This window comes from Streptomyces sp. NPDC050448, assembly GCF_040655295.1.
GTDB lineage: Bacteria > Actinomycetota > Actinomycetes > Streptomycetales > Streptomycetaceae > Streptomyces.
Genome location: NZ_JBFAJR010000006.1, coordinates 131,893 through 154,196, shown reverse-complemented (window position 1 = coordinate 154,196; position 22,304 = coordinate 131,893). Strand labels below are relative to the sequence as shown.

At 69.9% G+C, this 22,304-nt stretch carries 17 protein-coding genes and 1 pseudogene; 8 read left to right on the top strand and 10 right to left on the bottom strand.

Annotated features, from left to right (window positions below; all coding sequences use genetic code 11):
- A complete protein-coding gene (locus AB0I68_RS10590; RefSeq protein WP_363176849.1) occupies window positions 1-543 on the top strand; it encodes a DUF6262 family protein in 543 nt (180 codons plus the stop codon).
- Window positions 544-1,864: 1,321 nt separating this feature from the next.
- Window positions 1,865-2,512 carry a hypothetical protein gene (locus tag AB0I68_RS10585; protein WP_363176848.1) on the top strand — a complete coding sequence of 216 codons (648 nt, stop codon included), beginning with the start codon at window positions 1,865-1,867 and terminating at the stop codon, window positions 2,510-2,512.
- A gap of 306 nt (window positions 2,513-2,818) precedes the next feature.
- On the opposite strand, the gene AB0I68_RS10580 is transcribed toward AB0I68_RS10585, so the two are convergent.
- From AB0I68_RS10580 to AB0I68_RS10570, 3 genes are all read right to left on the bottom strand, one after another.
- The gene (locus AB0I68_RS10580; protein ID WP_363176847.1) at window positions 2,819-4,003 is read right to left on the bottom strand and encodes an ISAs1 family transposase; all 1,185 of its coding nucleotides are present in this window, start codon (window positions 4,001-4,003) and stop codon (window positions 2,819-2,821) included.
- Between the two features lie 224 nt (window positions 4,004-4,227).
- Entirely contained in the window at window positions 4,228-6,597 is a 2,370-nt protein-coding gene (locus AB0I68_RS10575; RefSeq protein WP_363176846.1) for an FtsX-like permease family protein, read from the bottom strand.
- Complete coding sequence (locus AB0I68_RS10570; protein WP_363176845.1) at window positions 6,594-7,283, bottom strand: ABC transporter ATP-binding protein; 690 nt, start codon at window positions 7,281-7,283, stop codon at window positions 6,594-6,596. Before AB0I68_RS10570 ends, AB0I68_RS10575 begins: the two co-directional genes overlap by 4 nt.
- A gap of 209 nt (window positions 7,284-7,492) precedes the next feature.
- Between AB0I68_RS10570 and AB0I68_RS10565 the strand changes: the two genes are divergently transcribed.
- Window positions 7,493-8,803 (top strand): histidine kinase, encoded by a 1,311-nt coding sequence (locus AB0I68_RS10565; RefSeq protein ID WP_363176844.1) that lies wholly within the window; start codon window positions 7,493-7,495, stop codon window positions 8,801-8,803.
- A complete protein-coding gene (locus AB0I68_RS10560; protein ID WP_363176843.1) occupies window positions 8,800-9,483 on the top strand; it encodes a response regulator transcription factor in 684 nt (227 codons plus the stop codon). Before AB0I68_RS10565 ends, AB0I68_RS10560 begins: the two co-directional genes overlap by 4 nt.
- 474 nt (window positions 9,484-9,957) lie before the next feature.
- Here the strand turns inward: AB0I68_RS10560 and AB0I68_RS10555 are convergent, their stop codons facing one another.
- Complete coding sequence (locus AB0I68_RS10555) at window positions 9,958-11,175, bottom strand: hypothetical protein (RefSeq protein ID WP_363176842.1); 1,218 nt, start codon at window positions 11,173-11,175, stop codon at window positions 9,958-9,960.
- A gap of 112 nt (window positions 11,176-11,287) precedes the next feature.
- Here AB0I68_RS10555 and AB0I68_RS10550 point away from each other — a divergent pair, with 112 nt between their 5' ends.
- Both AB0I68_RS10550 and AB0I68_RS10545 read left to right on the top strand, forming a co-directional pair.
- Complete coding sequence (locus AB0I68_RS10550; RefSeq protein WP_363176841.1) at window positions 11,288-11,812, top strand: hypothetical protein; 525 nt, start codon at window positions 11,288-11,290, stop codon at window positions 11,810-11,812.
- A 145-nt stretch (window positions 11,813-11,957) separates the two neighbouring features.
- Window positions 11,958-15,185, top strand: a complete 3,228-nt coding sequence (locus tag AB0I68_RS10545; protein WP_363176840.1) for a TIM-barrel domain-containing protein — start codon at window positions 11,958-11,960, stop codon at window positions 15,183-15,185.
- Window positions 15,186-15,200: 15 nt separating this feature from the next.
- On the opposite strand, the gene AB0I68_RS10540 is transcribed toward AB0I68_RS10545, so the two are convergent.
- A complete protein-coding gene (locus tag AB0I68_RS10540) occupies window positions 15,201-15,788 on the bottom strand; it encodes a DUF6817 domain-containing protein (RefSeq protein WP_363176839.1) in 588 nt (195 codons plus the stop codon).
- Between the two features lie 264 nt (window positions 15,789-16,052).
- Between AB0I68_RS10540 and AB0I68_RS10535 the strand changes: the two genes are divergently transcribed.
- Complete coding sequence (locus AB0I68_RS10535; protein WP_363176838.1) at window positions 16,053-16,961, top strand: LysR family transcriptional regulator; 909 nt, start codon at window positions 16,053-16,055, stop codon at window positions 16,959-16,961.
- Here the strand turns inward: AB0I68_RS10535 and AB0I68_RS10530 are convergent.
- From AB0I68_RS10530 to AB0I68_RS10520, 3 genes and pseudogenes are all read right to left on the bottom strand, one after another.
- A pseudogene (locus AB0I68_RS10530) lies at window positions 16,944-18,248 on the bottom strand (MFS transporter); the annotation flags it as partial. The gene AB0I68_RS10535 and the pseudogene AB0I68_RS10530 overlap by 18 nt on opposite strands.
- On the bottom strand, window positions 18,245-18,892 hold the full coding sequence (locus AB0I68_RS10525) for a TetR/AcrR family transcriptional regulator (RefSeq protein ID WP_363176837.1): 648 nt from the start codon (window positions 18,890-18,892) through the stop codon (window positions 18,245-18,247). The pseudogene AB0I68_RS10530 and the gene AB0I68_RS10525, both read right to left, overlap by 4 nt.
- Before the next feature lie 122 nt (window positions 18,893-19,014).
- Complete coding sequence (locus AB0I68_RS10520; RefSeq protein ID WP_363176836.1) at window positions 19,015-20,133, bottom strand: M20 family metallopeptidase; 1,119 nt, start codon at window positions 20,131-20,133, stop codon at window positions 19,015-19,017.
- Between the two features lie 121 nt (window positions 20,134-20,254).
- Between AB0I68_RS10520 and AB0I68_RS10515 the strand changes: the two genes are divergently transcribed.
- Complete coding sequence (locus AB0I68_RS10515) at window positions 20,255-20,497, top strand: DUF6158 family protein (RefSeq protein ID WP_363176835.1); 243 nt, start codon at window positions 20,255-20,257, stop codon at window positions 20,495-20,497.
- Between the two features lie 6 nt (window positions 20,498-20,503).
- Here AB0I68_RS10515 and AB0I68_RS10510 read toward each other — a convergent pair whose 3' ends face one another.
- Window positions 20,504-20,665, bottom strand: coding sequence for a DUF6126 family protein (locus tag AB0I68_RS10510; protein WP_363176834.1), 162 nt, complete (start codon window positions 20,663-20,665; stop codon window positions 20,504-20,506).
- A 239-nt stretch (window positions 20,666-20,904) separates the two neighbouring features.
- Window positions 20,905-22,239: a helix-turn-helix transcriptional regulator gene (locus AB0I68_RS10505; protein WP_363176833.1), complete on the bottom strand. Its 1,335-nt coding sequence runs from the start codon at window positions 22,237-22,239 to the stop codon at window positions 20,905-20,907.
- Window positions 22,240-22,304: the final 65 nt, after the last annotated feature.

The following is a 22,304-nucleotide window of genomic DNA, read 5'->3' as shown; positions in this document are numbered from 1 at the left end:
ATGAGTAAGACCGGCTCCCGTCGCACGGAAGCGATGGTCCTTGGCCGCCAGGCCGACACTGAGCGCCGTCGCGCTCGGGTTGCCCAGGCGCTTCGCGATCTCCAGGCTTCAGGCGAGGAGGTGTCGGTGACCGCAGTGGCCAGGCGAGCGGGCGTGGACCGCACGTTCCTCTACCGCCACCGCGACCTACTGACGCAGATCCACACGGCCGAGCAGATGCCGGCTGGAGGTGCCGCAGTGGGCGCGGCGGTCTCGCGGGCCTCGTTGATGGCCGACTTGGCCGCCGCCCATGAGCGCAATGCGCGGCTGACGGGTCGGATCACTCTCCTGGAACAACGCCTGTCGCAGTTGATGGGCGAGCAGACCTGGAGGGATTCCGGTCTCGGCGCCCCCGACAGCGTCGAACAGATCCAGAAGAGAGTCGTCCAACTTGAACAAGAAAAGGGCGACCTCAAGCTCAAGTTCGAGGAGGCCCTGGAGGATCTGGAGGCCTCGCGAGCGGCAAATCGCGAGCTGACCAGGGCCCTCAACCAGGCCGACTAACCAAAGATGATGGCGCCTCCCCAGACTCGGGGAGGCGCCATCGCTGATCTGCGGCTGCAGTACGAGCCTCCCCCCGACTCCTCGCCGCCCTACCCATGTATCCGGTGAGATCTTCCCGGCTACGGCGATGCAATCGATCACACAACGTGCCGAAACCAGCTGGGCTATCTCCCGCACAGGAGAGAGCGCTGGACCAGACCGGGGCGGCGGCCTACTCACGGGAGATCCGCAGCAACGTGTGGATCAACGATGCCTGTGAGTAAATAATCCGTGACCAGCGAGAACACAGCTACCAGTTGCGCAAACGCCCTCCAGTGCGACACTAATTTGTAGTGGAGTGCAACCGGTGCGATTAACTAATCACGGCGATGGAAATGAGCGATCAGCCATTTACCGGCAGTCCGAGGAGCAAGGAAGAGGCCACCTCTTCCCGAAGCAACGCTGCTAACGCGGCTTTCCCCGCAGGCCGATTCGGGATGTGGCCGGATGGAAGCTTTGTCGCGCTTGGGGCGCAAACCAGAAATGCTCGCACTGCGGGGCGAAGTAGAGCGAATGCGTTCCCTTGTAGCAGGCGATCAACGGCTTGTCCTCGAAGCAACATGGCTCACCCTGCTTCTCCACGCGAGCGAGGTTTCAGACAGAGATGTTCAAACGTTCGTGGAAGATGTTGAGTCTCTCGTGGAGCAGCAGTCGTTCCCAAGGAAGGCCAAAGCCCATTTCCGCACGAGCTCACGCTTTCAGCGAGTATCTCGAAAATCGTGAACTACCAACAATTCAATGGCTGCAGTCGTCCCAAGCAAGGGAAATCGCCAGCCTAGTCCGGGAGAAGTCGCTGTCCCAAGCCGTGGCTGTGCAGGTAGCTCCCCTTGTGTCCTGGTGGGAAAGTTGGCATGACAATGGTTCTGGACCACAGTCCGAACTCCTGGACGTGTGGGGTCGCGGCGGCTTCCTCAGAGTAGCAGCTGCAATTCGAACTAAGCCGCATCACGCCATAGCAGTCGACGCTCGGTCGATCGATGAAGTCCGGCAGTGGGCACGAATGTTCTGCCCTCTCTTCGAAACTGTCATCATAAAGTGGAAGGGAAACCTGGAAAGTGGAATGGTGCTTGCACCACTACCGATTGACGAAGTTATTACCGGGGGGCACGGATACATTTGGACGAGCACGAAGGTACGCGAAAGGTGGGCTGTAGCGACGGGTTGGGCAAACCCTCTACCAGGGGAGGTCGCAAAGTTTCTCTCCACGGAGGCGCTCGGGCTATTTCGAGCCGGCCGACTGATCATACTACCGGCCCCACTGGTTGGATGTACCCAGAACGCTATGGCATGGACAGATGATCTACTTGTCAATAACTTCTTGTCCGGTATCGTCGCCGTCGCCAGAAAGGATCTCCCGAGCGGTGAGCAGCAACGGGCCTCCCAGAGGGTGCTCGATCTCGACACTATTACCGTCCCATTCATTGACGGAATCGGACTTGCCGATCTTGCGGCTGTTCTCGATGAGACGGCAGAATGGGTGAGGCCGCTGCAAAGATCGCTAAAGAAGTCTCTGTTGAGCGACGACCTTAAGTGGGAAAACGTCGCGAAAATCGAGGCCATGGAGGATGAACTAGAGGATGCCTCTCGGTATTTGCGAGAACATCTCGAAGAGATTTCACATGAAAAGGGACCATGGCGCGTCACCTCAGCTCCGGGAACTGTTTCCGCGGTGCCGCGGCCCACGATTTCACCCGGGCATGAACCCATGACCGATCTGCTCCGAGCGTTGGCGCCTATGCCGCAAGACGTTGCGCCTTGGATTCCGTATTGGCGACTGGAGAGCCTTGGGGGCTACCTGGATTGGACGAGACCGATCGACAATCCAAGCAGACCGGACCCGAATGAGCCGGAGGTTCAGCCTGACCGTCACACCTGGCTATATCCGGGTACTCCCGGTGTTGGCTGGATGCCGCTAATAGTGCCAGCTTAGTATTACACCCTCACTTCCTGGGCAGTCGATCGCATAGGGTCGGAAGCGGTCACTACCTTGGAGTGCGGCAGGGAGCTGTCACGAACTCGAAGATCTGTGGCTATTCGTCGGATCCGTACAAGATGCTGCTACTCGCACATTTGAAGAATCGCTCGATGGCATCTCAGGAAATTTCCAATATTCTCAAGTGTTCTCCCCCTACCGCGAGAAAGCTATTGAATGAGCTAGCCGCTGATGATGCAATCACAAAGGAGAGAGGGGCGCGTGGGGCAGGGCTCCGTCGTTCTCGTGGGGTGTCGGGTTTGATCACGTGATGCCCAGGGTGGTGAGCGGGCGGGTGGTGTCGCGGGCGTGGTGGCGAAGGCTGGCGGCGATATTGGTGTGGCCGGTGAGCCGGAGCGCGCCGATGGCGAGGTTCCGCAGGGCGGCCATGGCCCGAGGTGCAGTGCCGGTCCGCACGCGGGAGGCGTCCTCGCCGTAGGTGACGTCCCTGACGTGGTGGATCTTGTTCTCGATGCCCCAGTGCTGCCGGACGCGGTGGGCGGTCTCGGTGGGGTCGGCCTGCTCCGCAGTCAGGCTGGTGACAGCGTAGACGCGTTCGAGGGAGACCTTGCCGGAGGTCACGGTGCGACGGCGCCGCACGATCTGCAGGGCCTGGGCAGCGTGAGGGAAGGGCAGTTTCGCGACGGTGGCGGTTTTGATGCGGCGAATCTCGTCGCGACCGTGGGCGGTGGCCCGGGTCTTGCCCAGCAGGGGCACCTCCCGCCAGGGCAGGGCCTTCAGCAGCTTGTGGAGGGTGGGATGGTTGCCCTTGATCAGCGCGATGTAGTGCGCGTTCTTGTCTTCGACGAGGAAGCGGGCGTGTTCGACCTGGCTGTGCAGGGCATCGAAGGTGACCACCGCCCCTGCCAGGTCGAGCGGGGTCAGCAGGGGCCGGAAGACAGTGATCTCGTTGGTTTTCGCGTCCACTTCGCGCTGGCCCAGGACCAGGCCGGTCCCGCTCATCGCGGAGAGTAGGTGGACACGGGTGCCGTCGGCGCGGACTGCGCCGCGGACCGTCTTGCCGTCCACTGCCAGGGCTGGCCGGGTTGTCCCGGGGGCGCGGTTGCGGTCGGCGAGCCAGGCTCCGACCGCGGCGTCCAGCGCGTCGCCGTCGACGCGTTGGAGGACGCGCCGTATGGTGACCTCGGCTGGCGCGGTGAGCCCGGTGTCCGGTTCGCGGACCGTGCCTCCGAGTCGGACCAGCAGGTTGGGCGGGGCGTCGGCGGCCCACTCCGCGATCGCCGCGAGGGAGCGGGCCCCGGCCAGGACCGCGCAAGTTGCCAGCGCAAGGACGAAGACCAGAGGGTGGCGTCGGCCGCGGCTGCGGCGCGGGTCGGGCACGGTTGCCAGGCAGGCCAGGAGGCCGGGGCGGTCGGTTGCCGAGGGCGATGCCGCACCGGCGAGCTGCCCCAGACCGGTAGGGATGGGCGATGAGGAGTGCGCAGGCACGGTCTTCCGTCGTGGTGGTCAGGGGCGGCATCTGAGCGATCGGCGTCCGGGGTCTCGTTCACAATCCGCACACCGTTCGTCTTGTCGAACTCCTACATCTTTTCCTCCCAGGGTGTGGCCCTCGCGAAGAGACGCGAAGATCGTGCTACGGCTGCACGGATAAGCAGGCTGCGGCGCGGTGGCAGTCCCGCCACAGCCCTCGGCCGGCCCGGCCGAAGAGGCGGTTATTCGGTCCGCAGGGCGGTCGCGGTGCCGGTCCGGGCAGCCCATCCGGCGGGGAGCATGGCGCCCACCGTCGCGATGACGAGTCCGCCCAGGACCAAAGGCACGAGCACCGGCAGGTGGTAGATCGCGATGTCGTCGGCCGGGATGTTGGTGCCGGCGGCCTGGCCCATGACCGGCACTACGGCGTTGTGCAGGCGGATGCCGATCGGGACTCCGATCGCGCCGGCGAGCAGGCCGATGCCGGCGACCGACGTGATGACCATGGCGGTGGTCTGCTTCGGCGACATGCCCAGTGCCTTGAACACGCCCAGGTCGTGGACGCGTTCTCGGGTGTCGAGGACGACCGTGTTCAGCACCCCGAGCCCGGCCACGATAACCAGCATCACTGTGAGCATCGCGGCCAGCGAGTCCATGGAGATGAGCGTGCTGCTCACCTGCGCGGTGTTGGGCTGGGCGGTGATGCCGTAGGGCAGCAGAGCCTCGTCAAGCGAGTCAACATAGTTCTGCCTGCTGGTTCCCGGTGTGAGGTCGATGTTGAACTGGACCGACTGCGGCAGGATGTAGGCGTTGAGGCCGTCGAGGGACGCCTGGTCGGTCAGCAGGACCTGGTTCATGGCGAAGACTTCGCCGACGATACGCACGGGCGCACTGTGGCCGTTGTTGGTCAGGGTGATGGTGTCGCCGATACGGGTCCCGGTGGCGGTCAGGAAGCCGGACGGAACGACCGCCTCGCTGGCCCGGTGGAACCAGGACCCGGCGAGCATCCGGTATGAGCCCCAGGACGAGTCGCCCTGATAGGCGATCACATTCGTCTCGCCGGCCAGCCCGGCGACCCCGACCCTGGTCTGGCCTGTGCTGAAGTACCTCCGGGTGCCCTGTTGGGCTCGGATCAGCGCTGCGATCCTGGTGGCATCGGCCTTCTTCGTCGGCCCGCTGCTCTGTCCAGGGGCGGGGGGTGCAGGCGGTCCGTAGACCTGGACCACGGCCGCGCCGGGCGACCTGCGGTTCATGTCGTTCTGGATCGCGCTCAGCGAGATGGCCAGGCCGACGCCGAAGGTGACGCCGATCGTCCCTAGGACCACGGCCGCGGCCATCGTCGCCGACCGCGAAGGCCGGCTGAACGGATTGGCCAGGCCCAGGCTCACCGCGCGGGGCAGTGGCAGCCGGCCGAGCAGGTGCCGGATCACGCGTCCGCGCCCGGCGCGCGGGGTGTGACCCACGGCAATGGCCTCGATGGTCCGCAACCGCCCGGCCCGCAGGGCGGGCGCCAAGGCCGTGGCAACCACCGCACCGAGTGCGACTGCGGGAACCGCGATGTCGATCCACGGCTCAACCGTCGGAGTCCCTGTGCCCAGGGCGCCGCCCGCATCGCCCAAGACCGGGATCGCCAGCAGGTTGCCGAACACGACGCCCAGGCCGGTGCCGATCGACGCCGGGATCAGCGCCTGCCCGACGTAGGCGCGCACGACCTGCTCCGGGGTGAAGCCCAGTGATTTCAGGATGCCGATACGCCGAGTCGCGGCCGCCACCGCGCCGCTGACCACGATGCCGATGATCAGGATCGACATGCACAGGCCGAGCACGCCGAAGGAGACCACGAACGGGACGAACGTCGCGGCGGTCTTGTCCGCGGACATCTTGATCTTCAGATAGGACGCCGCCTCGGTCATCGAGCCCGGCGGCACGGCAGCGGAGATCGCGGCACGGTCAGCGGTGATCTCAGCGTTCGTGGCCGCGCTGCCGAAGCGGTAGAGCATCTGGTAGTTGGGCGCGGTGCCCGGCGCGGTCAGCGCCGTGAGCTGGGCCGGCGACACCCATGCCTCGGAGCTGTTGGCCGCCGACCTGGCCAGTCCGACGACGGTCAGCGTCGGCTTGCCCGGAAGATCGGGGAAGGTCATCTTGTCGCCTACGCCGAACGGCGCGTTGATGGAGGTCAGCACGACCTCACCGGTCCCGGAGGCCCACCTGCCGTCAGTGATCCTGAGGTCGTCGACCGGCCCCCCTGTGGTGGCGCGGCCGACGATCCTCATGGGCGCCAGCCGGTCGCCGACCGGCATGTCGCTGTTGTTCGCGCCGACGTGTGGCTGCAGCGACAGGACGGGGTACGGGCCGGCGCTGGCCGTCACGCCGGACACATGCGCGGTGGCCGCGATCTGCGCGGTGGTGGCCTTGCCCCCGTCGAACCTAGCCGTCACATGGGCGCCGCGCTGTCCGTCGAAGCTCTGGTCGAACGACGCCTGTGACGCCACGAGGAGGCCGGCGGCCAGCACCGACGCGGTGACCGCCATCATCGTAGTCAGAATCATCACCACGGTCTGGACCCGTCGCCGCCCGACACCGGCGCGCACGACCTTGCTCAGCGCGCTCATCGGACCACCATCCGCTGATCCCGGAAGACCCTGCCGTCGAGCAGCTCGATCGTCCTGGTCGCGCACGCCTCGGCGAGCGCGACATCGTGGGTCACCAACAGGATGGTCTGCCCGGCCCGGTTGAGCTCGGTCAGCAGGGCCCTGACGTCCGCTGCGGAGGCGCTGTCCAGCGCACCGGTCGGCTCGTCGGCCAGCAGCAGCGAGGGGCGGTTCATCAGCGCCCGGGCGACCGCGACGCGCTGGCGCTCACCGCCGGACAGACGACCCGGGAAGGCGCGGGCATGCCGGGCGACGCCGAGGGACTCCAGCAGGTCGGCCGCACGCCGGCGGGCCTCCCCGTGCGGCATCCCGGCCAGCTGGGCCGGCAGCAGCACATTGTCGTCGACGGTCAGGTCGTCCAGGAGGTTGAAGAACTGGAAGACCATGCCGATCCGTTCTCGCCGGTACTTCGCCGAGGCGGCCTCGGTCATCTCGTCGACGCGAAGGCTGCCCACGGTGACGTTGCCCTGACTCGGCTTGTCCAGGCCGGCGATCATATTGAGCAGAGTCGACTTGCCGCTGCCTGACCTGCCGAGCACGGCCAGCGCCTCACCTGCCTGCACGTCAAGGGTCAGGTCGGCCAGCGCCGGTCTCCCTCCTTCGTAATTCTTGCTCACGTCGCGGATCTGAATGAGCGGCGCCGTCACGGGATTCCTCCACGGGAATGGGGTTTTCGGAGTGATCCTGACGCTAGGTGCGCTGCGCTATGCGTCACATCGCCTCCGGCTACGAGACCTGTTCCTCCACAGGTACGACGAGCGCTGCGGGTCATCCTTGAGGAGGAGGCCAAGTTGAGGAGCGTCGCTAGCCGTCGGGGATGATGTGGCGAGAGCCGGCCGCTTGCCAGAATGCTCGGGTGAACAGATCAGAGATCACGGACCGGTGGAACGCCGGCGTCGCCGCGCTGAGGCGAGCCACGATCCCGCCGCCCAGCCTGTCCCGTTGGGCGTGGACAGCCGATGCGGTTCTCGCTCTCACTCTGGCCGTCGGCGCCGTCGACGGTGCCCTGCACAGGGACAGCGGCAGCACCGACTTGCTGACGTCGCCGAGCCTGCCGGCGACGCCGCCCGGTGTGCCGGTCCCGCCCGATCCCCCTGTCGGGCTGATCACCCACCACTACGGCGCGGTCCATCCCTGGCAGCTGATCCTTGCCGTTCTGGCCACGCTTCCGCTGGTCGCACGAAGGAGGTATCCCCTCACGGCGTTTTGGGTCTTGATCGGCGCGAGCGAGCTGTACCACCTCAGCCCGGGCTTCAACCCCACGTTCACCTTCACCGTCTGCGTGATCGCGGCCTACAGCGTGGCGATGTACAGCACGTACCAGGTACTCGCGATCGTGAGCGCCTTGGCGGGCATCGGGCTGCTGGTGGGGACTCACAAGGAGACCGTGCCCTCGATCGGGTCAGGCCCGGTGACGTTCCTCTTCCTCATCCTGATCCCGGTCGCACTCGTGGCCAACACGATCTACACCTGGAAGCAGCGGGTGCGGGCCGCGGAGGCGGAGAAGGAGGCCGCGGCGCGGCGCGCAGTGGATCAGGAACGCTCTCGGATCGCGCAGGAACTGCACGACGTGGTCACGCACAACATCAGCGTGATGGTGGTGCAGGCCGGTGCGGCGCGCAAGGTGATGGAGGCTGCGCCGACGAAGGCTCATGACGCTCTGCTGGCCGTCGAGTCCGGCGGACGGGCCGCGATGACCGAACTGCGACACACCATGGGCCTGCTCACCATGAACAGCGATGACCCCGATCTCTCGGTCGAGAAAGACCTCACTCCGGCCCCGGGCATGCGCCAGGTAGATGCACTGGCCGCCCGGGTCCGGGACACCGGCGTTCCCGTCGAGCTGACCGTGACCGGCAGACCGGTCCCGCTGTCGGCCGGCATGGACCTGGCAGTCTACCGTGTGGTCCAGGAAGCGCTGACCAACACCATGAAGCACGCGGTCGGCTCCCAGGTGCGGATCGCCATCGACTACGGTCCCGCCACCCTGCAGGTGGAGGTGACCGACACCGGTGGATCGTCCGCACCGTCGCCCCGTACGGGCACCAGCCGCGGACTGATCGGCCTTCAGGAGCGGATCGCCGTCTACGGCGGTACCTTCGAGGCCGGATTCCTCCCTTCCGGCGGCTACCGGGTGCGCGGCGTGATCCCGACGGAGGCGCCGTGACCGAGCCGCTGCGCATGGTGGTCGCCGACGATCAAGATCTACTCCGGACCGGCTTCACGATGATTCTCACCGCAGACGGAATCGAGGTCGTCGGTGAGGCGTCCAACGGCGCCGAAGCCATCGAGATGGTCCGCAGCACCCAACCCGACGTGGTGCTCATGGACATCCGGATGCCAGCGATCGACGGGCTGGAAGCCACCCGGCGCATCATGGCCGAGGCTGCCACACCACCCAGGATCATCATCCTGACCACCTTCGATCTCGACCGGTATGTGTACGCCGCGCTGAGTGCGGGCGCCAGCGGCTTCCTCCTCAAGGACGTCACTCCCGAGCAGTTGGTCGCCGCCGTGCGCCTGGTACGCGCCGGCGACGCGCTGCTCGCCCCGAGCATCACCCACCGCCTCATCGAGCGTTTCGCGCATGTCGACGGCCCGAGCACGACCCTTCATCGCGATCTCGCCGTGCTCAGCCCCCGCGAGCTCGACGTGCTGCGAATCCTGGCCAAGGGACTGAGCAACTCCGAACTCGCAGCGAGACTCCAGCTGAGCGAGACAACTGTGAAGACCCATGTGGGCCGGATCCTGTTCAAACTGCAGTTGCGGGACCGCGCCCAGGCCATCGTGTTCGCCTACGAGTCCGGGCTGGTCAGACCCGGGTCCTCCAACGGGAGCAGCCACTGACGTTGGTGCCTCGCAGCTCCGTCCTGGCCTGCCCATGCGTAGCCAAGGCGCAAGCGGCAACCCGCCAATCAGGCATCAACCCAGACATAACGCGAGAGTGACGGAGCCCTGGCGCGTGGGGACGTGGCTGTGGACCATGAGGGAGTCATGACGCCGATCCGGCAATCTTCCATTCGACCCATGTCATCGTGACCAGCTGCCGCATTCCCTCTCGGCTCGGTCTTCTCCGTGCTCACCGAGATCCGCATCCGCCGCAGCCCGTACGCAGCGTCACGATCGTTGCTCGGTACCCCGAGTCCCAGCCACGGCAGCTGCTGGCGCTGCAGCCGCCTGCCCCGAGTTCCTGGCCACGCCGACCGCCTCCGCAGTACCCCAAGGCAGACGGGACGCCAGGTGGCGCACCTCGGTGGGGCGCGTACCACGACGGCGACGGCACGAGCCGACGGATGACGTCCCGCGTGATGGTGTAGCCGATCAACAGCCCACTTGCACCACAGCTGTTGTGCTCGATAGCCTCGGCCTCACAAGGCATCTGAGCTGCATCCTTTGAGGGTCAATAAGCCTCACCGAGCCACGCTTCCCCCACAGAAGGAGCGTGGCGTGCCGCACCACCGAGCCGTCTATCTCCACCGGCTCCAGCACGGCGGTCGGCGCCAGCACGCCGGTGCGGCCCACCGCCCAGGTCACGTCCAGGAGCCGGGTGCGCCGCTCCACGGCCGCCAGCTTGTACGCGGTCGCCCAGTGCGGGTGGCGCGAGCCGGTCCCGGCCGCGGCCTGCTCGGCCAGCGAGTCCAGCTTGACGACGACCCCGTCGATCCCGAAGGGCAGCCGGGCGCGCAGGGCGGAGATCCGGTCGACGTGCTCCTGCACCTCGGCGGCCGTGGCCACCACCGACAGCCCCGCGGGGGTGGCCGCGGCCGTCTGGACACCCGTCGCGGCGACGGAGGCCATCACCTGTGCGTGCGTGCTCCCCGGCAGTACCGCGCCGTCGAGCCCGACCGCCCCGAACGCCCAGAACGTCATCTCCACCGTGTACGGACGGCCCTTGGCCCGCAGTGTGCCGGCAGCGCCGTTGCGCGCATTGGAGAACGCCCCGGCGCCGTGCGCGGCGCGTATCTCATTGGCCCGCTCGAACTGGGCCGTGGTCAGCAGGACTTCGCCGCGCACCTCGAAGGAGACGTCCGAGGCCAGCCGCTCCGGCAGCCCGACGATCGTCCCGATCGCATGGGACACGTCCTCGCCGCTCGTCCCGTTGCCCCGGGTGACGAGCTGGACCAGCCGGCCGTCGCGGTACCGGGCCGCCAGCGAGGCCCCGTCGAGCTTCGGCTCGACCACGTAACCGCCCGAGACCGGCGCCCCCAGCCGGCGTACCACCGAGGCCTCCCAGTCGAGCAGGTCCTGCGGGCCGAACGCGTTCGCCAGCGAGAGCATCGCCGCCGTGTGCGCGACCTCCCCGGCCGGCACCGCGCCCCCGGCCACCTTCCCGGTCGGCGAGGCCGGGTCGGTGTGCTGCGGATACCGCTCCTCGTACGCCTGTATCAGGGAGACGAGGAGATCGAACGACGCGTCGTCGAGCGGCGAATCGCCGGACCCGTAGTACGCGGCGGAGGCCCTGATGGCCGTACCGATCGCATCGGCGTACTCGTCGCGGCTGGTGAGGGCGGGACCGGCAGGAGCGGTGGTGATCGTCATGATCCGATCCTCGCGCAGGGGTCTGACAACGGCCCCGGGCCGCCGCAGGCGGCGGGCCGCATGGCGGGCGTCACTCCCGCGCGCCGTCCCATGGGCGAGGGCGGCTCCGTCAGTGCGGTACCGGCCCGGTCGGGGCCGGATCGACGAAGAGAACGAGGTCCCGGCGGGCGGCGGCTTCGGCTTCTGCCCGCCACTGGACACCCAGCGGAGCCTCGAAGTAGTCCGCCGCGACGCGCTCTGCGCCCACCCGCTGCTGCGTCGCGGTGCGGCACGGGACCGCCGCCTGCCGCCCGACCTGCTGTCCCGCCTCTGCGCCGACGAGGACCTCGGCGTACGGGTGCTCCTCGCGCAGAACCACCCGGACGCCTCACCGGAGCACCTGCTGCGCAGCTTCCTCGCATGCACGGGCCGCTACCGCGCCGAGCTGCTCACCCGGCCGCAGTTCCCGACCGGCGGCCTCCCGGTGTACGCCGACCACGCGGACCCGGCCGTACGCGAGGCTCTCGCCCGGCATCCGAACCTGCCCCCGGCCCGGCTGCGGGAGCTCCCCGGCGACGGGGAGCCGGCCCATGCCGCGGCCGCCGACCCGGCGCTGGACCCGGCTCTCATGGAGGAGATCTTCGACGCGGCGGGATGATGCGGGCATCTGAGGGATGCTCAAAGATGCTTGATTGAAGACTGGTTCGAGCAGAATCCTTCAAGTGATCTCCATGGGCCGCTATCTTGCCAGGCGCATGCCAAAGCGGTGTGTCCGCAATCCGGACCGCACGAGGAGCTGCCCCATGAGACTCACCCGCGTCCCCAGCCCCAGCCGCATCCGCATACCCGGCCGCATCCGCAAGAAGCCGAAGCGGCAGCGCGTCCACCTGGCCGCGCTGCTCGCCGGCGCCCTCGCCGTGGCGGGTCCGGCGGCCGCCGGGCCGATGACCTCACCGGCCGCCGCGGCTCCGGCCCCCGCCACGGCAGGCAACGCCACCGGCCTCACCCAGTCCGGGAACACCTTCACCGTCACCACCACCGGCGGCGCCAAGGCCCGCGTGGTCGTCGCCCGCGCCGACATCTTCCGGCTCTGGCTCTCGCCCGACGGCGCCTTCACCGACGACCCGGCCGGCTCCGACCTCGCCCCGACCACCGACTTCGGCTCCGTCGACACCGCGTACACCGACGCGGGCACGTACTACCGGATCACCACCGGAGCCCTGAGCATCCGCGTCAACAAGACGCCCCTGCAGTTCTCCGTCTACCGCGCCGACAACTCCACCCTCGTCTGGCAGGAGACCCAGCCGACCTCTTGGACCGGCACCCAGACCACCCAGTACCTGGCCCGCGGCGCCGACGAGCAGTTCTACGGCACCGGCCTGCGCCTCGGCGAATGGGCGCTGCGCGGCAAGACCGTCCCCGTGGCCGTCGACAACAAATGGCGCGAGAACAACAATGCCAGCCCGGCCCCCTTCTACATGTCCACCAACGGCTACGGCGTCATGCGCAACACCTGGGCCCCCGGCTCGTACGGCTTCAACGCGCCCACCACCCTCACCCACGACGAGAAGCGCTTCGACGCCTGGTACTTCACCGGTGACTCGCTGAAATCCGTACTCGATGCCTACACCGATGTGAGCGGGAAGCCGTTCATGGCCCCGATGTGGGGCCTGGAACTCGGCAACGCCGACTGTTTCAACGCCTCCAATCCGGCATATCAGGGCGATCACAACCGCCTGCGCCACCAGACCACCCCCGACGTGGTCGGGTACGCCGCCGACGCCCGCGCCGCCGACATGCCCTCGGGCTGGTTCCTGCCGAACGACGGCTACGGCTGCGGCTACACCGCGCCCCTCAAGTCCACGGTCGACGCCCTGAAGGCGAAGGGCTTCCAGACCGGACTGTGGACCTCCACCGGTCTCGGCTCCATCGCCGACGAGGTCGGCGTCGCCGGCACCCGCGGCGTGAAGACGGACGTGGCCTGGATCGGCGGCGGCTACAAGACCGCCTTCACCGGCGTGCAGCAGGCCGTCGACGGCATCGAGAAGAACTCCGACGCCCGCCGCTACGTGTGGACCGTCGACGGCTGGGCCGGCACCCAGCGCAACGCCGTCGTCTGGACCGGCGACACCAACGGAACCTGGGACGACATGCGCTGGCACGTCCCCGCCATCGCCGGCGCCGGCCTGTCCGCCCTCAACTACGCCTCCGGCGACGTCGACGGCATCTTCGGCGGCAGCCCCAAGACGTACACCCGCGACCTCCAGTGGAAGGCCTTCACCCCCGCCTTCATGACCATGTCGGGCTGGGGCGCGACCAACCCGTCCGCCGGCTACCAGGACAAGCAGCCCTGGCGCTTCGCGGAGCCGTACCTCTCCATCAACCGCAAGTACCTCCAGCTCAAGATGCGGCTGATGCCGTACCTGTACACCATGAGCCGCACCGCGCACGAGAGCGGTGTGCCGAGCACCCGCGCCCTGGTCCTGGAGTACCCGGACGACCCGGTGGCCCGCGGCAACCTCACCAGCGGCCAGTTCATGGCCGGCGACTCCTTCCTCGTCGCGCCGGTCGTCTCCGACACCTCCGTCCGCGACGGCATCTACCTGCCCGCCGGGACCTGGACGGACTACTGGACCGGGAAGACGTACGCGGGCCCGGGCTGGCTGAACAACTACCAGGCACCCCTCGACACCCTGCCCCTCTTCGTCAAGGGCGGCGCGATCGTGCCGATGTGGCCGCAGATGAACCACACGGGCGAGAAGCCCGTCTCCACCCTCACCTACGACATCCACCCCCGCGGCAACTCCTCGTTCAGCCTCTACGAGGACGACGGGCTCACCCGCGCCTACCAGTCCGGCGCGTACGCCCGCCAGCAGGTGGACGTGACGGCCCCGGCCGCCGGCTCCGGCACGGTCACCGTCTCCGTCGGCGCCCCGACCGGCAGCTACACCGGCAAACCGGCCGCGCGCGACTACGAGTTCACCCTCCACGTGGCCTCCGCACGGGGCGCGGTCACGGCGGACGGCAGCGACCTGGCTCGCCAGACGTCCAAGGCCGCCTACGACGCGGCCGCGTCCGGCTGGTACTTCGACTCCGCCGACCGCGGCGGCATCCTGTGGGTCAAGTCCGGTACAAAGTCGGGCGCGTTCGCCATCACGGCCACTGGCACCTCCGTCCCGGCCGCCGACCCCGTCCCGGTCACCTCCGCCCCCATCCCGCAGGCGGCGTGGACCCTGGTCTCCGCCGACAGCCAGGAGACCGCGGCGGAGAACGGCGCAGCCGCGAACGCCTTCGACGGCAACCCGGCCACGATCTGGCACACCGCCTGGTCCTCGGGCACGCCGGCCGCGCTGCCGCACGAGATCCGGATCGACCTCGGCGCCCGCTACGCGGTCGACGGCCTCGGCTACCTGCCCCGCCAGGACGGCGGCGTCAACGGCCGGATCGGCGGCTACGAGGTGTACGTCTCCGACACCACCACGGACTGGGGCTCCCCGGTGGCGACCGGCACCTTCGCCGACACCGCCGCCGCCAAGTCCGTGTCCCTGTCCGCGAAGACGGGCCGCTACCTGCGCCTCAGGGCCCTGACCGAAGCCGGCGGCCGGGGCCCCTGGACCAGCGCCGCCGAGTTCACCCTCACCGGGCGCGCCGCCCCGCTCCCGGCCGACGCCACCCTCGTGGGCGCGGCCTCCGCCCGGTGCGTCGACCTGCCGTACAGCGCCACGACGCCGGGCACCGAACCCACCCTTTACACCTGCCACGGCGGCCCCAACCAGCGCTGGAGCCTCCAGGCCGACGGCCGGGTCACCGGCCTGGGCGGAGTCTGCCTCGACGGTACGAGCGCCTCCCGCGTCACCGTCCAGACGTGCAGCGGAGCCGCCGGCCAGACCTGGCAGCCGGGGCCGGACGGCAGCCTCCGTACGCTCGGCCAGTGCCTGGCCCCGGTCGGCGCCGGCACCGCGAACGGCACGAAACTCACCCGCGCCGCCTGCGACAGCAGCCCTGCCCAGCGCTGGACCTTCACGCCCTGACCCCGGTCGCGGCGCTCAGGGCGCGCCGCCGAGCACGGCCTGGCAGTCCCGCCAGGCCGGCTCGCTCAGCAGACCCCGAAGGCTGGCGAACAGCGCGAGGAGGCCGGGCCCGTGGGCCGTGCGGAACGAGGGGTCGATCCGGGCGAGGTCCAGTTCGTTCGCAGCGGACAGCTCGGCGAAATCCCGCCGCGACTGCCGGTCGGGGGAGTGGACGTGACCGGTGAACCGGTCGCGGAACGCCGCCGTGTCTGCCGTGCCTGCTTCTGCTTCGTCGGCGGCGAGCGTCGGATAGGAGGCCGTGCGGTCGCAACTGGCGTAGAAGTAGACGATCTCCTCGGCTTCCGCCCCGATCACCGCCGCCAGCCCGGCCCGCCGGCCGACCGGCAGCAGGACAGTGGCGAAGCCGTCCGTACCGTAGAACGCGTGGCACAGACCCGCGAGTCGGAGCGCGGGCCGGGCTCCCCACGCCCCGAGCTGCGCCTGTACGCGCTCCAGATGCGCGAGCAGAGTGCCGCCGGGATGGCCGATGTGTCCGGCGCCGAGCTCGCGCAGCAGCACACGGGCACGCGCCTGCGGTCCGTCGGCCCGCGTCGGTACCGGCATGGAGGTGGTCCTTCCTCGGACGCATGGATGACGTGCAGGGATGACGCGCACGGTGACGTGCACGGGTGACGTGCAGGGACGAAGAGCATGGAAACGCGACGTGCACGAGTGGGTCGACACCCGTCCCCGCCCGCGCCGGGGTCCGGACCGTGGCGCAGGCGGGGACGGGTTGCCGCCCGGGGCCCTGCATTGATCGTTGTCCACGCGTAAACCCAAGTCAATCCTCTGATTTCCTATCAAGGCCCAAGCTGTAGCTTGGATCTCATGACTCTCGACGATCTCCGTGTCTTCGTGGCCGTCTGCCGGGCCGGCAGTCTCAGCGCCGTCGCCCGCGACCTCGGCTGCACCCAGTCGGCCGTCAGCCAGCACATCCGCCGCCTCGAGAAGCAGACCGGCACCGGCCTGCTCGAGCGGCACGCCCGCGGCGTCGTCCCCACCGAGGCCGGGCGCATCCTCCAGGCGGCCGCCGCCGACGGCATCGCCGGCCTCGACGGCGCGCTGCGCCGCCTGGACGACCTCGTCCGCGGCGACACCGGCTCGGTGCGCATCACCACGGGCGCGACGACCGTACGGCACTTCATGTCCGAGGCGGTCGTCGACTTCCGCCGCCGCCACCCCCAGGTCAGCCTGGAGTTCCAGACCGAGAACTCCAGCCGCAGCTGCTTCGACGCGCTCGCCGCCGACGACCTGGACCTCGCCTGGATCACCATCGGCAGGCCCGTGCGCGGCATCGAGCAGCGCCCGGTGATGGAACTGCCCTGGGTGCTCGCGGTCTGCGCCGGCGACCCCCTCGCCGCCCGGACCCGGATCGAGCCGGCCGACCTCGCCGGCATCCGCCACATCCGGCTCCCGGAGCGCTCCGCTTCCCGCGCCCATCTCGACGCCGCCTTCGCGGAATCGGGCATCCGGATCCGGTCCGACACCAGCGTGGCCGACTGGGACACCGCCCTGCTGCTGGCCGAACTGGGCCTCGGCCACGCCGTCGTGCCCGCCCTGCCCGGCTGGCGGGTCCCCGGATCAGACGGCCCGCTGCGCCTCGTCCCGGTCCCGGCCCTGCCGCCGCTCGCGGTCGGCTGGGCCGTCCGCCGCTGGGAGGCCCTGTCCCCGCTGGCCCGGGTCTTCGCCGACGACGTCGCCCGCAGCTGCACGGCGCGCGCCGCGCGGCAGCAGTGAGGCCGGCAGCAGTCCCGCGGCGGCCAGCGCCGCCAGTGCGAACAGGGCCGTCGGCGACGCCCCCGCGCCCGCGGCGACGGCGATGCCGAGGGCCGGACCGACGTTCATCGCCGTCTGCTTGAGCCCGCCGACCACCCCGGCGTACCCGGGCGGGGCGTCCCCGACCACCGTGCCGGTCGCGGTGACCATGACGGCGGCGAACCCGGCCCCGAGCACCGCGAAGGCCGCCGTGACCGCCGGGCCGGACCACGCGCCCAGCCCGCCGACCCCGAGGACGACCAGGCCCGTACCGGTGAGCGCGGTCCGGCGCGGCCCGTGGCGGCGCAGTGCCATCCCGGCCAGCGGTGCGCCGGCGACCATGCACCCGGTCAGCGGGAGCACCAGCAGGCCGGTGGCGAGCGGGTCGAGCCCCCGTACGTCCTGGAGCAGGAAGGTCGCCGTGAACAGCGCCCCGAACATGCCGCCGGAGACGGCCAGCAGCAGCGCCATCGAGGCCGCGACCGGCCGGGACCGCGCCACGGCGGCAGGTACGAGGGGCTGCGCGGCCCGCCGTTCGTACCGTACGAGCGCCACCGCGAGGGCGGCGGCCCCGCCGAGCCCGAGCAGCGTCGGCGCAGCGGTCCAGCCGTGGGCGGGTACGCCGGCCAGCGCGTGCACGAGTACGGCGAGGGCTGTGGCGAGCAGTGCCGCGCCGGTCAGCGCGGGCCGGTCCGATCCGGGCCGGGGCGGCGCGGGCACCCGTACGGCGAGGGCGAGTGCGGCGATCCCGAGGGCGATCGGCACGTTGAGCACGAACACGGACCGCCAGCCCGACTGCGCGACCAGTACGCCCCCGAGCAGCGGACCGGCCGCGGCGGCCACCCCGATGGCGCTGGTCCGGACGGCCACCGGGGTGGAGAGCCGGTCGGGCGGGTACGCGAGCCGCAGCAGTGCGAGCGTCGCCGGTTGCAGCAGGGCCCCGAACACCCCCTGGGCGGCGCGCAGCGCGATGACCCAGCCGACCCCGGGCGCGAGCGCGATCCCGGCTGAGGCCGCGGCGAAGCCGAGCACGCCGATGAGGAGCAGCCGCGGATGCCCGTACCGGTCGCCGAGCCGGCCGGCGATGACGAGGAACGCGGCCACGGCGAGGAGATAGGCGGTGCTGGTCCACTGGACCTGGGCCACGCTCGCCCCGAGATCGTGGCGCAGGCTGGGCTGCGCCACGCTGAGGACGGTGCCGTCGAGGGCGACGAGCATCGCGCCGCCGACGCTGACGAGGAGCGCGATGCGCTGCCTGGGGCGGCTCATGCGGGGGCCGCCCCGAGGTGTGCGTCGAGGGCGGCGTCGACGAGCCGTCCGACGACGGCTGCGCGGGCTTCTTCGCCTTCGCCTTCGGGGCCGTCGGCGCCGAGGACGAGGGGCAGGCTGCCCCAGGCCCACAGTTGGGCCACGCCGTGCAGATTGGCCCACAGGGCGGCGGCGGTGACCTCGGGGTCCGCGGTGGCCCGGCAGCGGGAGACGAGCCCGACGAGCAGGTGGAACAGGGGGAGAGTGGACTCGCGCAGCTTCGGCTGCCGCTGCCCGGCGTCCTCCTGCCCGGTGTCCTCCTGCCCCTCGCTGTCGAGCAGGTCGTGGCGGAACATCAGCTCGAACATCCCGCGGTGCTCCAGCGCGTAGCCGACGTACGCGCACCCGAGCGCCCGCACCTGCTCGCGCGGCGAGGACGCGCGAGCGGTCGCGGCCGCGAACCGGCCGCCGAGCTCCGCGAATCCGCGCCGGGCGATCGCCGAGAGCAGGGAGTGGTGGGTGGGGAAGTAGCGCCGGGGTGCGCCGTGCGACACCCCGGCCCGGCGGGCGATCTCACGCAGGCCGAGGGCGGTGGTGCCCTCGGTCAGTACGAGGTCGACGCCGACGTCGATCAGTCGTTCCCGCAGCGGGCTGTCCTGTTCCATGGACAGTGTCTACCAGGTGGCGTAGACACTGTCTACTCGGGTGTGCGGGTGTGCGGGTGTGCTGCCGCTCCGGGCCCGGACCGCCGAGGGTGCCGGCCGCGAACACCGGCCGCTCGGCGGCGCTACGCGTTCTTGTTCTCCTGCATGTGCTGGATCGCGTGCACCAGACCGGCTACGAGGTTCGCCCGTTCGGTCATGGCTTCGATCACCACGTACTCGTGGTCGGCGTGGGCGCCGCCGCCGACCGCTCCGAGGCCGTCAAGTGTCGGCACCCCCAGTGCGGCTGTGAAGTTGCCGTCGCTTCCGCCGCCGACCGACCTGCCTTCGAGGCCGGGAAGCAGCTGCTGTGCCAGCGCGAAGAGACCGGCCGACGCCGACTCGGGCATCGGGGGCCGGCCGATGGATCCGTGGACCGTGATCTCCGCGTCCGCGAGATGCGGAGCGAGCGCCGCGAACGCGGATTCGATGCGTTCCTTCTCGCCGGCCGACTCGACGCGGACGTCGACGATGACGGTCGCCTCTGCGGGAACGACGTTGTCGAGGGTTCCCGCGGACGCGACGGTCGGGGTGACGGTCGTACCGATCTCGGCTCGGCCCAGCGCCGCGATGTCCAGTACCTGGTGCGACGCCTCGATCAGGGCGTTGACCCCGGCCTCGGGCTCGAGGCCTGCGTGCGAGGCCCGGCCCGCGACGCAGACTTGGAACGTGCCGCAGCCCTTGCGGCCGGTCTTCAGGGCTCCGCCATCGGCAGAGCCTTCGCATACCAGCACGGCGCCGCAGGCGAGGGCTCGTTCCTCGATGAGGGCTCGGGAGGAGTGGGAGCCGACCTCCTCGTCGGCGGTCACCAGGATCTCGACGCCCGACCGGTCTTCGAGCGTCGCCAGACCGTGAACGGCCTGCACCAGGCCGGCGAGCATGTCGAAGACCCCGGGTCCGGTCGCATGCCCGTCTTCGACCGTGAACGGGCGGCGTTCGAGGGTGCCGAGCGGAAACACCGTGTCGTGGTGACCGAGGATCAGCACCTTGGGATCGCCGCCGGCCGACCAGTGGACGTGCGGCCCGGCTTCGCTCTCGATGAGGACGGCCCGTCCGCCGAGGCGGCTCTCGATGACGGAGGCGACGGTCTTGGCCGATGCGGTCAGGGCCTCGAGATCGCGCGATGGGGACTCGATCTCGACGAGTGTCCTGAGGTCCTCGATCATCGCGTCAACACTCACGTTGACGGTCGTGCGCATCGTCATGGCGCAAGGGTAGCCGCCGTGCCCGGCAGGCATGCCGTGGCGGAAGGCGCGGCGGAACGCGCGGCGGCCGGGACGAACGGGGCGGTGGAGGGGATGATGGAGGGAAGGAGGTGTACGGGCCATGGCGGAGCATGACGGCGGTCCATCGGCGGGGAAACTGGAGGAAGGCAGGCTGCTCAAGGAGCTGGAGGCCATCCACCGGACCCGCCACGAGACCCTGCTGTACGGGTCGGACGAGGCGCTGGTCACCCACACGCAGCGGATGAACGAGCTGGAGCACGAGTACGTGCGCCGGCACCCGCAGCGCGCCCAGACGCCGGGGCGGACCCGGTCGGGCGCGCGCGCCCGGACCGGCGAGAGCTGAGGGGGCTCACTTCTTGGCGTGCTCGCCCAGGTAGAACAGCAGCCAGACGAACCCGGCGAACACGTGCGTCCCGAAGATGTAGAAGAACGCGCGCAGCGCGACGCCGTTCTCCTTCCACTTCTCGTGCTTCGCCGCCGCGGAGGCGGGATCCTCGGTCTCGTCCGGCACAGCGGATCTCCGTTCGGGGTGGATGGGGGCGAGGGAACAGCGTACGTGGTGCCCCGGCACCCGGTGCGGAACGGACCGCACATCTCAAGGCCGCCTGCTTTCCGCAGGCGGCCTCCATCGTTCCGTATGCCGATTTTGAGTCTTTTTTGCACCGAATAAGACAAAATTATCTCGTTGCTGGGAGCCGGACCGGTGCTCCTCGCTGCACCGGTGCGGCACCGATCGCATCGGCGCCCGCGTCACCGTCGCAGCGGTGACGCGGGCGCCGGGCCCAGCGTCGTGGTGCCCGGCGCCGCACGGTGGCCCAGACCCGTGCGGTAGGCGTCCAGCGCGGCCTCGATCCGACCGGTACGCCGCAGCAGGTCACCCAGCAGCCGGCACAGGTCCGCGAGATCCCCGCTGGCCCCGCTGCGCTCCAGCAGGGTCAGCGCCTGGACGTAGTGCTCCTCGGCGGACTCGGTCTCCCCGCGCTCCTCGGCCATCAGGCCGAGGAGCCGGTGCGCGCCGCCCGCGTGCACGGCGCCGTGGCTGTCGCCCAGCTCCAGCAGTGCGGAGAGCAGCCCGGCGGCCTCCTCGTGCCGGCCGAGCCGACGCAGTACATCCGCGAGTTCGACCTCGACCTGCGCCGTGTACAGGGCGGCCCGCCGGGCGGAGAGCATGTCCCGGGCCGTGCGCAACTCCGCCTCCGCCGCCACGAGATCGCCGTTCTGCGCCTGTACGTAGCCGCGCATCCAGTGGCAGTGCGCCAGATCGGTCCGCAGCCGCAGCTGCCGGTAGATCGCCTGCGCCTTGGCGAGGGAGGCGTCGGCGTCGGCCGGGCGCCCCGCGGTGAGGAAGGTGCGCGCCACCTGCCGGTGCATCCCCGCCACCAGCGCCGGGTCGTCCACCTGCGGAGCCAGCGCCAGGGCCAGTTCGGCGGCGTGCGCGGCCCGGGCGTGCGCGCCCATGTCGATGTACGGGCCGATCACGGCGGCGTAGAGCAGCACCAGCGCCTCCGGATCGGCCAGCCCACTCGCGCCCAGCTCGTCGATGGTGGATTCCAGCAGATAGCAGGCGTAGCGGAGCTCCCCGGCGAGCAGATGCGCGACGGCGCGGCCGCGGATCGGGCGGGCCCGGCGGGGGAGCGGCTCGTCGGCCAGCAGCCGCTCGGCCGCCTCGAAGTGGTCGATGGCGTCCGACAGTTCCCCCGATTCCAGGGCGCAGTCGCCGAGGCCGAGCAGCGCCTCCGCCCGCTCGGCGTCGAGGCCGAGCCGTTCGGAGTCGGCCAGCAGCTGCCGGTAGTGGACGGCGGCCTCGGCGGCGGCGCCGGTGGCCAGCGTCTGCTGGGCGTCGGTGAGGGCGAGGCGCAGCTCGGTGGCCAGGTGGGCGGGGCGCCCGGTGGCCAGTTCCTCGTACGAGGTGCCGAGCCGCTCGGCGAGGAATCGAAGCGCCGTCTCGGAGGGCCGGACCTTGCCCGACTCCAGGGTCGAGATGTAGGCGGAGGTGTACGAGGGCTCCGCCAATGCCCGCTGTGTCAGCCCGCGTTCGGCGCGCATGCGCTGAACCCTGCGGCCGATCTCGGCCGGTTCGTCCATGAAAACCCCCACGTTGTTCCAACTCCCCATGGTGCAGGGGCGGCAGGCCATTGCGCACGTCCCGC

What these genes read in the sequence shown, in the direction of transcription:
- AB0I68_RS10575 (WP_363176846.1), bottom strand. Translation starts at nt 6,597, where the DNA reads ATGAGCGCGCTGAGCAAGGTCGTGCGCGCCGGTGTCGGGCGGCGACGG.
- AB0I68_RS10520 (WP_363176836.1), bottom strand. Translation starts at nt 20,133, where the DNA reads ATGACGATGCGCACGACCGTCAACGTGAGTGTTGACGCGATGATCGAG.
- AB0I68_RS10535 (WP_363176838.1), top strand. Translation starts at nt 16,053, where the DNA reads ATGACTCTCGACGATCTCCGTGTCTTCGTGGCCGTCTGCCGGGCCGGC.
- AB0I68_RS10555 (WP_363176842.1), bottom strand. Translation starts at nt 11,175, where the DNA reads ATGACGATCACCACCGCTCCTGCCGGTCCCGCCCTCACCAGCCGCGAC.
- AB0I68_RS10515 (WP_363176835.1), top strand. Translation starts at nt 20,255, where the DNA reads ATGGCGGAGCATGACGGCGGTCCATCGGCGGGGAAACTGGAGGAAGGC.
- AB0I68_RS10585 (WP_363176848.1), top strand. Translation starts at nt 1,865, where the DNA reads ATGGCATGGACAGATGATCTACTTGTCAATAACTTCTTGTCCGGTATC.
- AB0I68_RS10590 (WP_363176849.1), top strand. Translation starts at nt 1, where the DNA reads ATGAGTAAGACCGGCTCCCGTCGCACGGAAGCGATGGTCCTTGGCCGC.
- AB0I68_RS10545 (WP_363176840.1), top strand. Translation starts at nt 11,958, where the DNA reads ATGAGACTCACCCGCGTCCCCAGCCCCAGCCGCATCCGCATACCCGGC.
- AB0I68_RS10505 (WP_363176833.1), bottom strand. Translation starts at nt 22,239, where the DNA reads ATGGACGAACCGGCCGAGATCGGCCGCAGGGTTCAGCGCATGCGCGCC.
- AB0I68_RS10525 (WP_363176837.1), bottom strand. Translation starts at nt 18,892, where the DNA reads ATGGAACAGGACAGCCCGCTGCGGGAACGACTGATCGACGTCGGCGTC.
- AB0I68_RS10540 (WP_363176839.1), bottom strand. Translation starts at nt 15,788, where the DNA reads ATGCCGGTACCGACGCGGGCCGACGGACCGCAGGCGCGTGCCCGTGTG.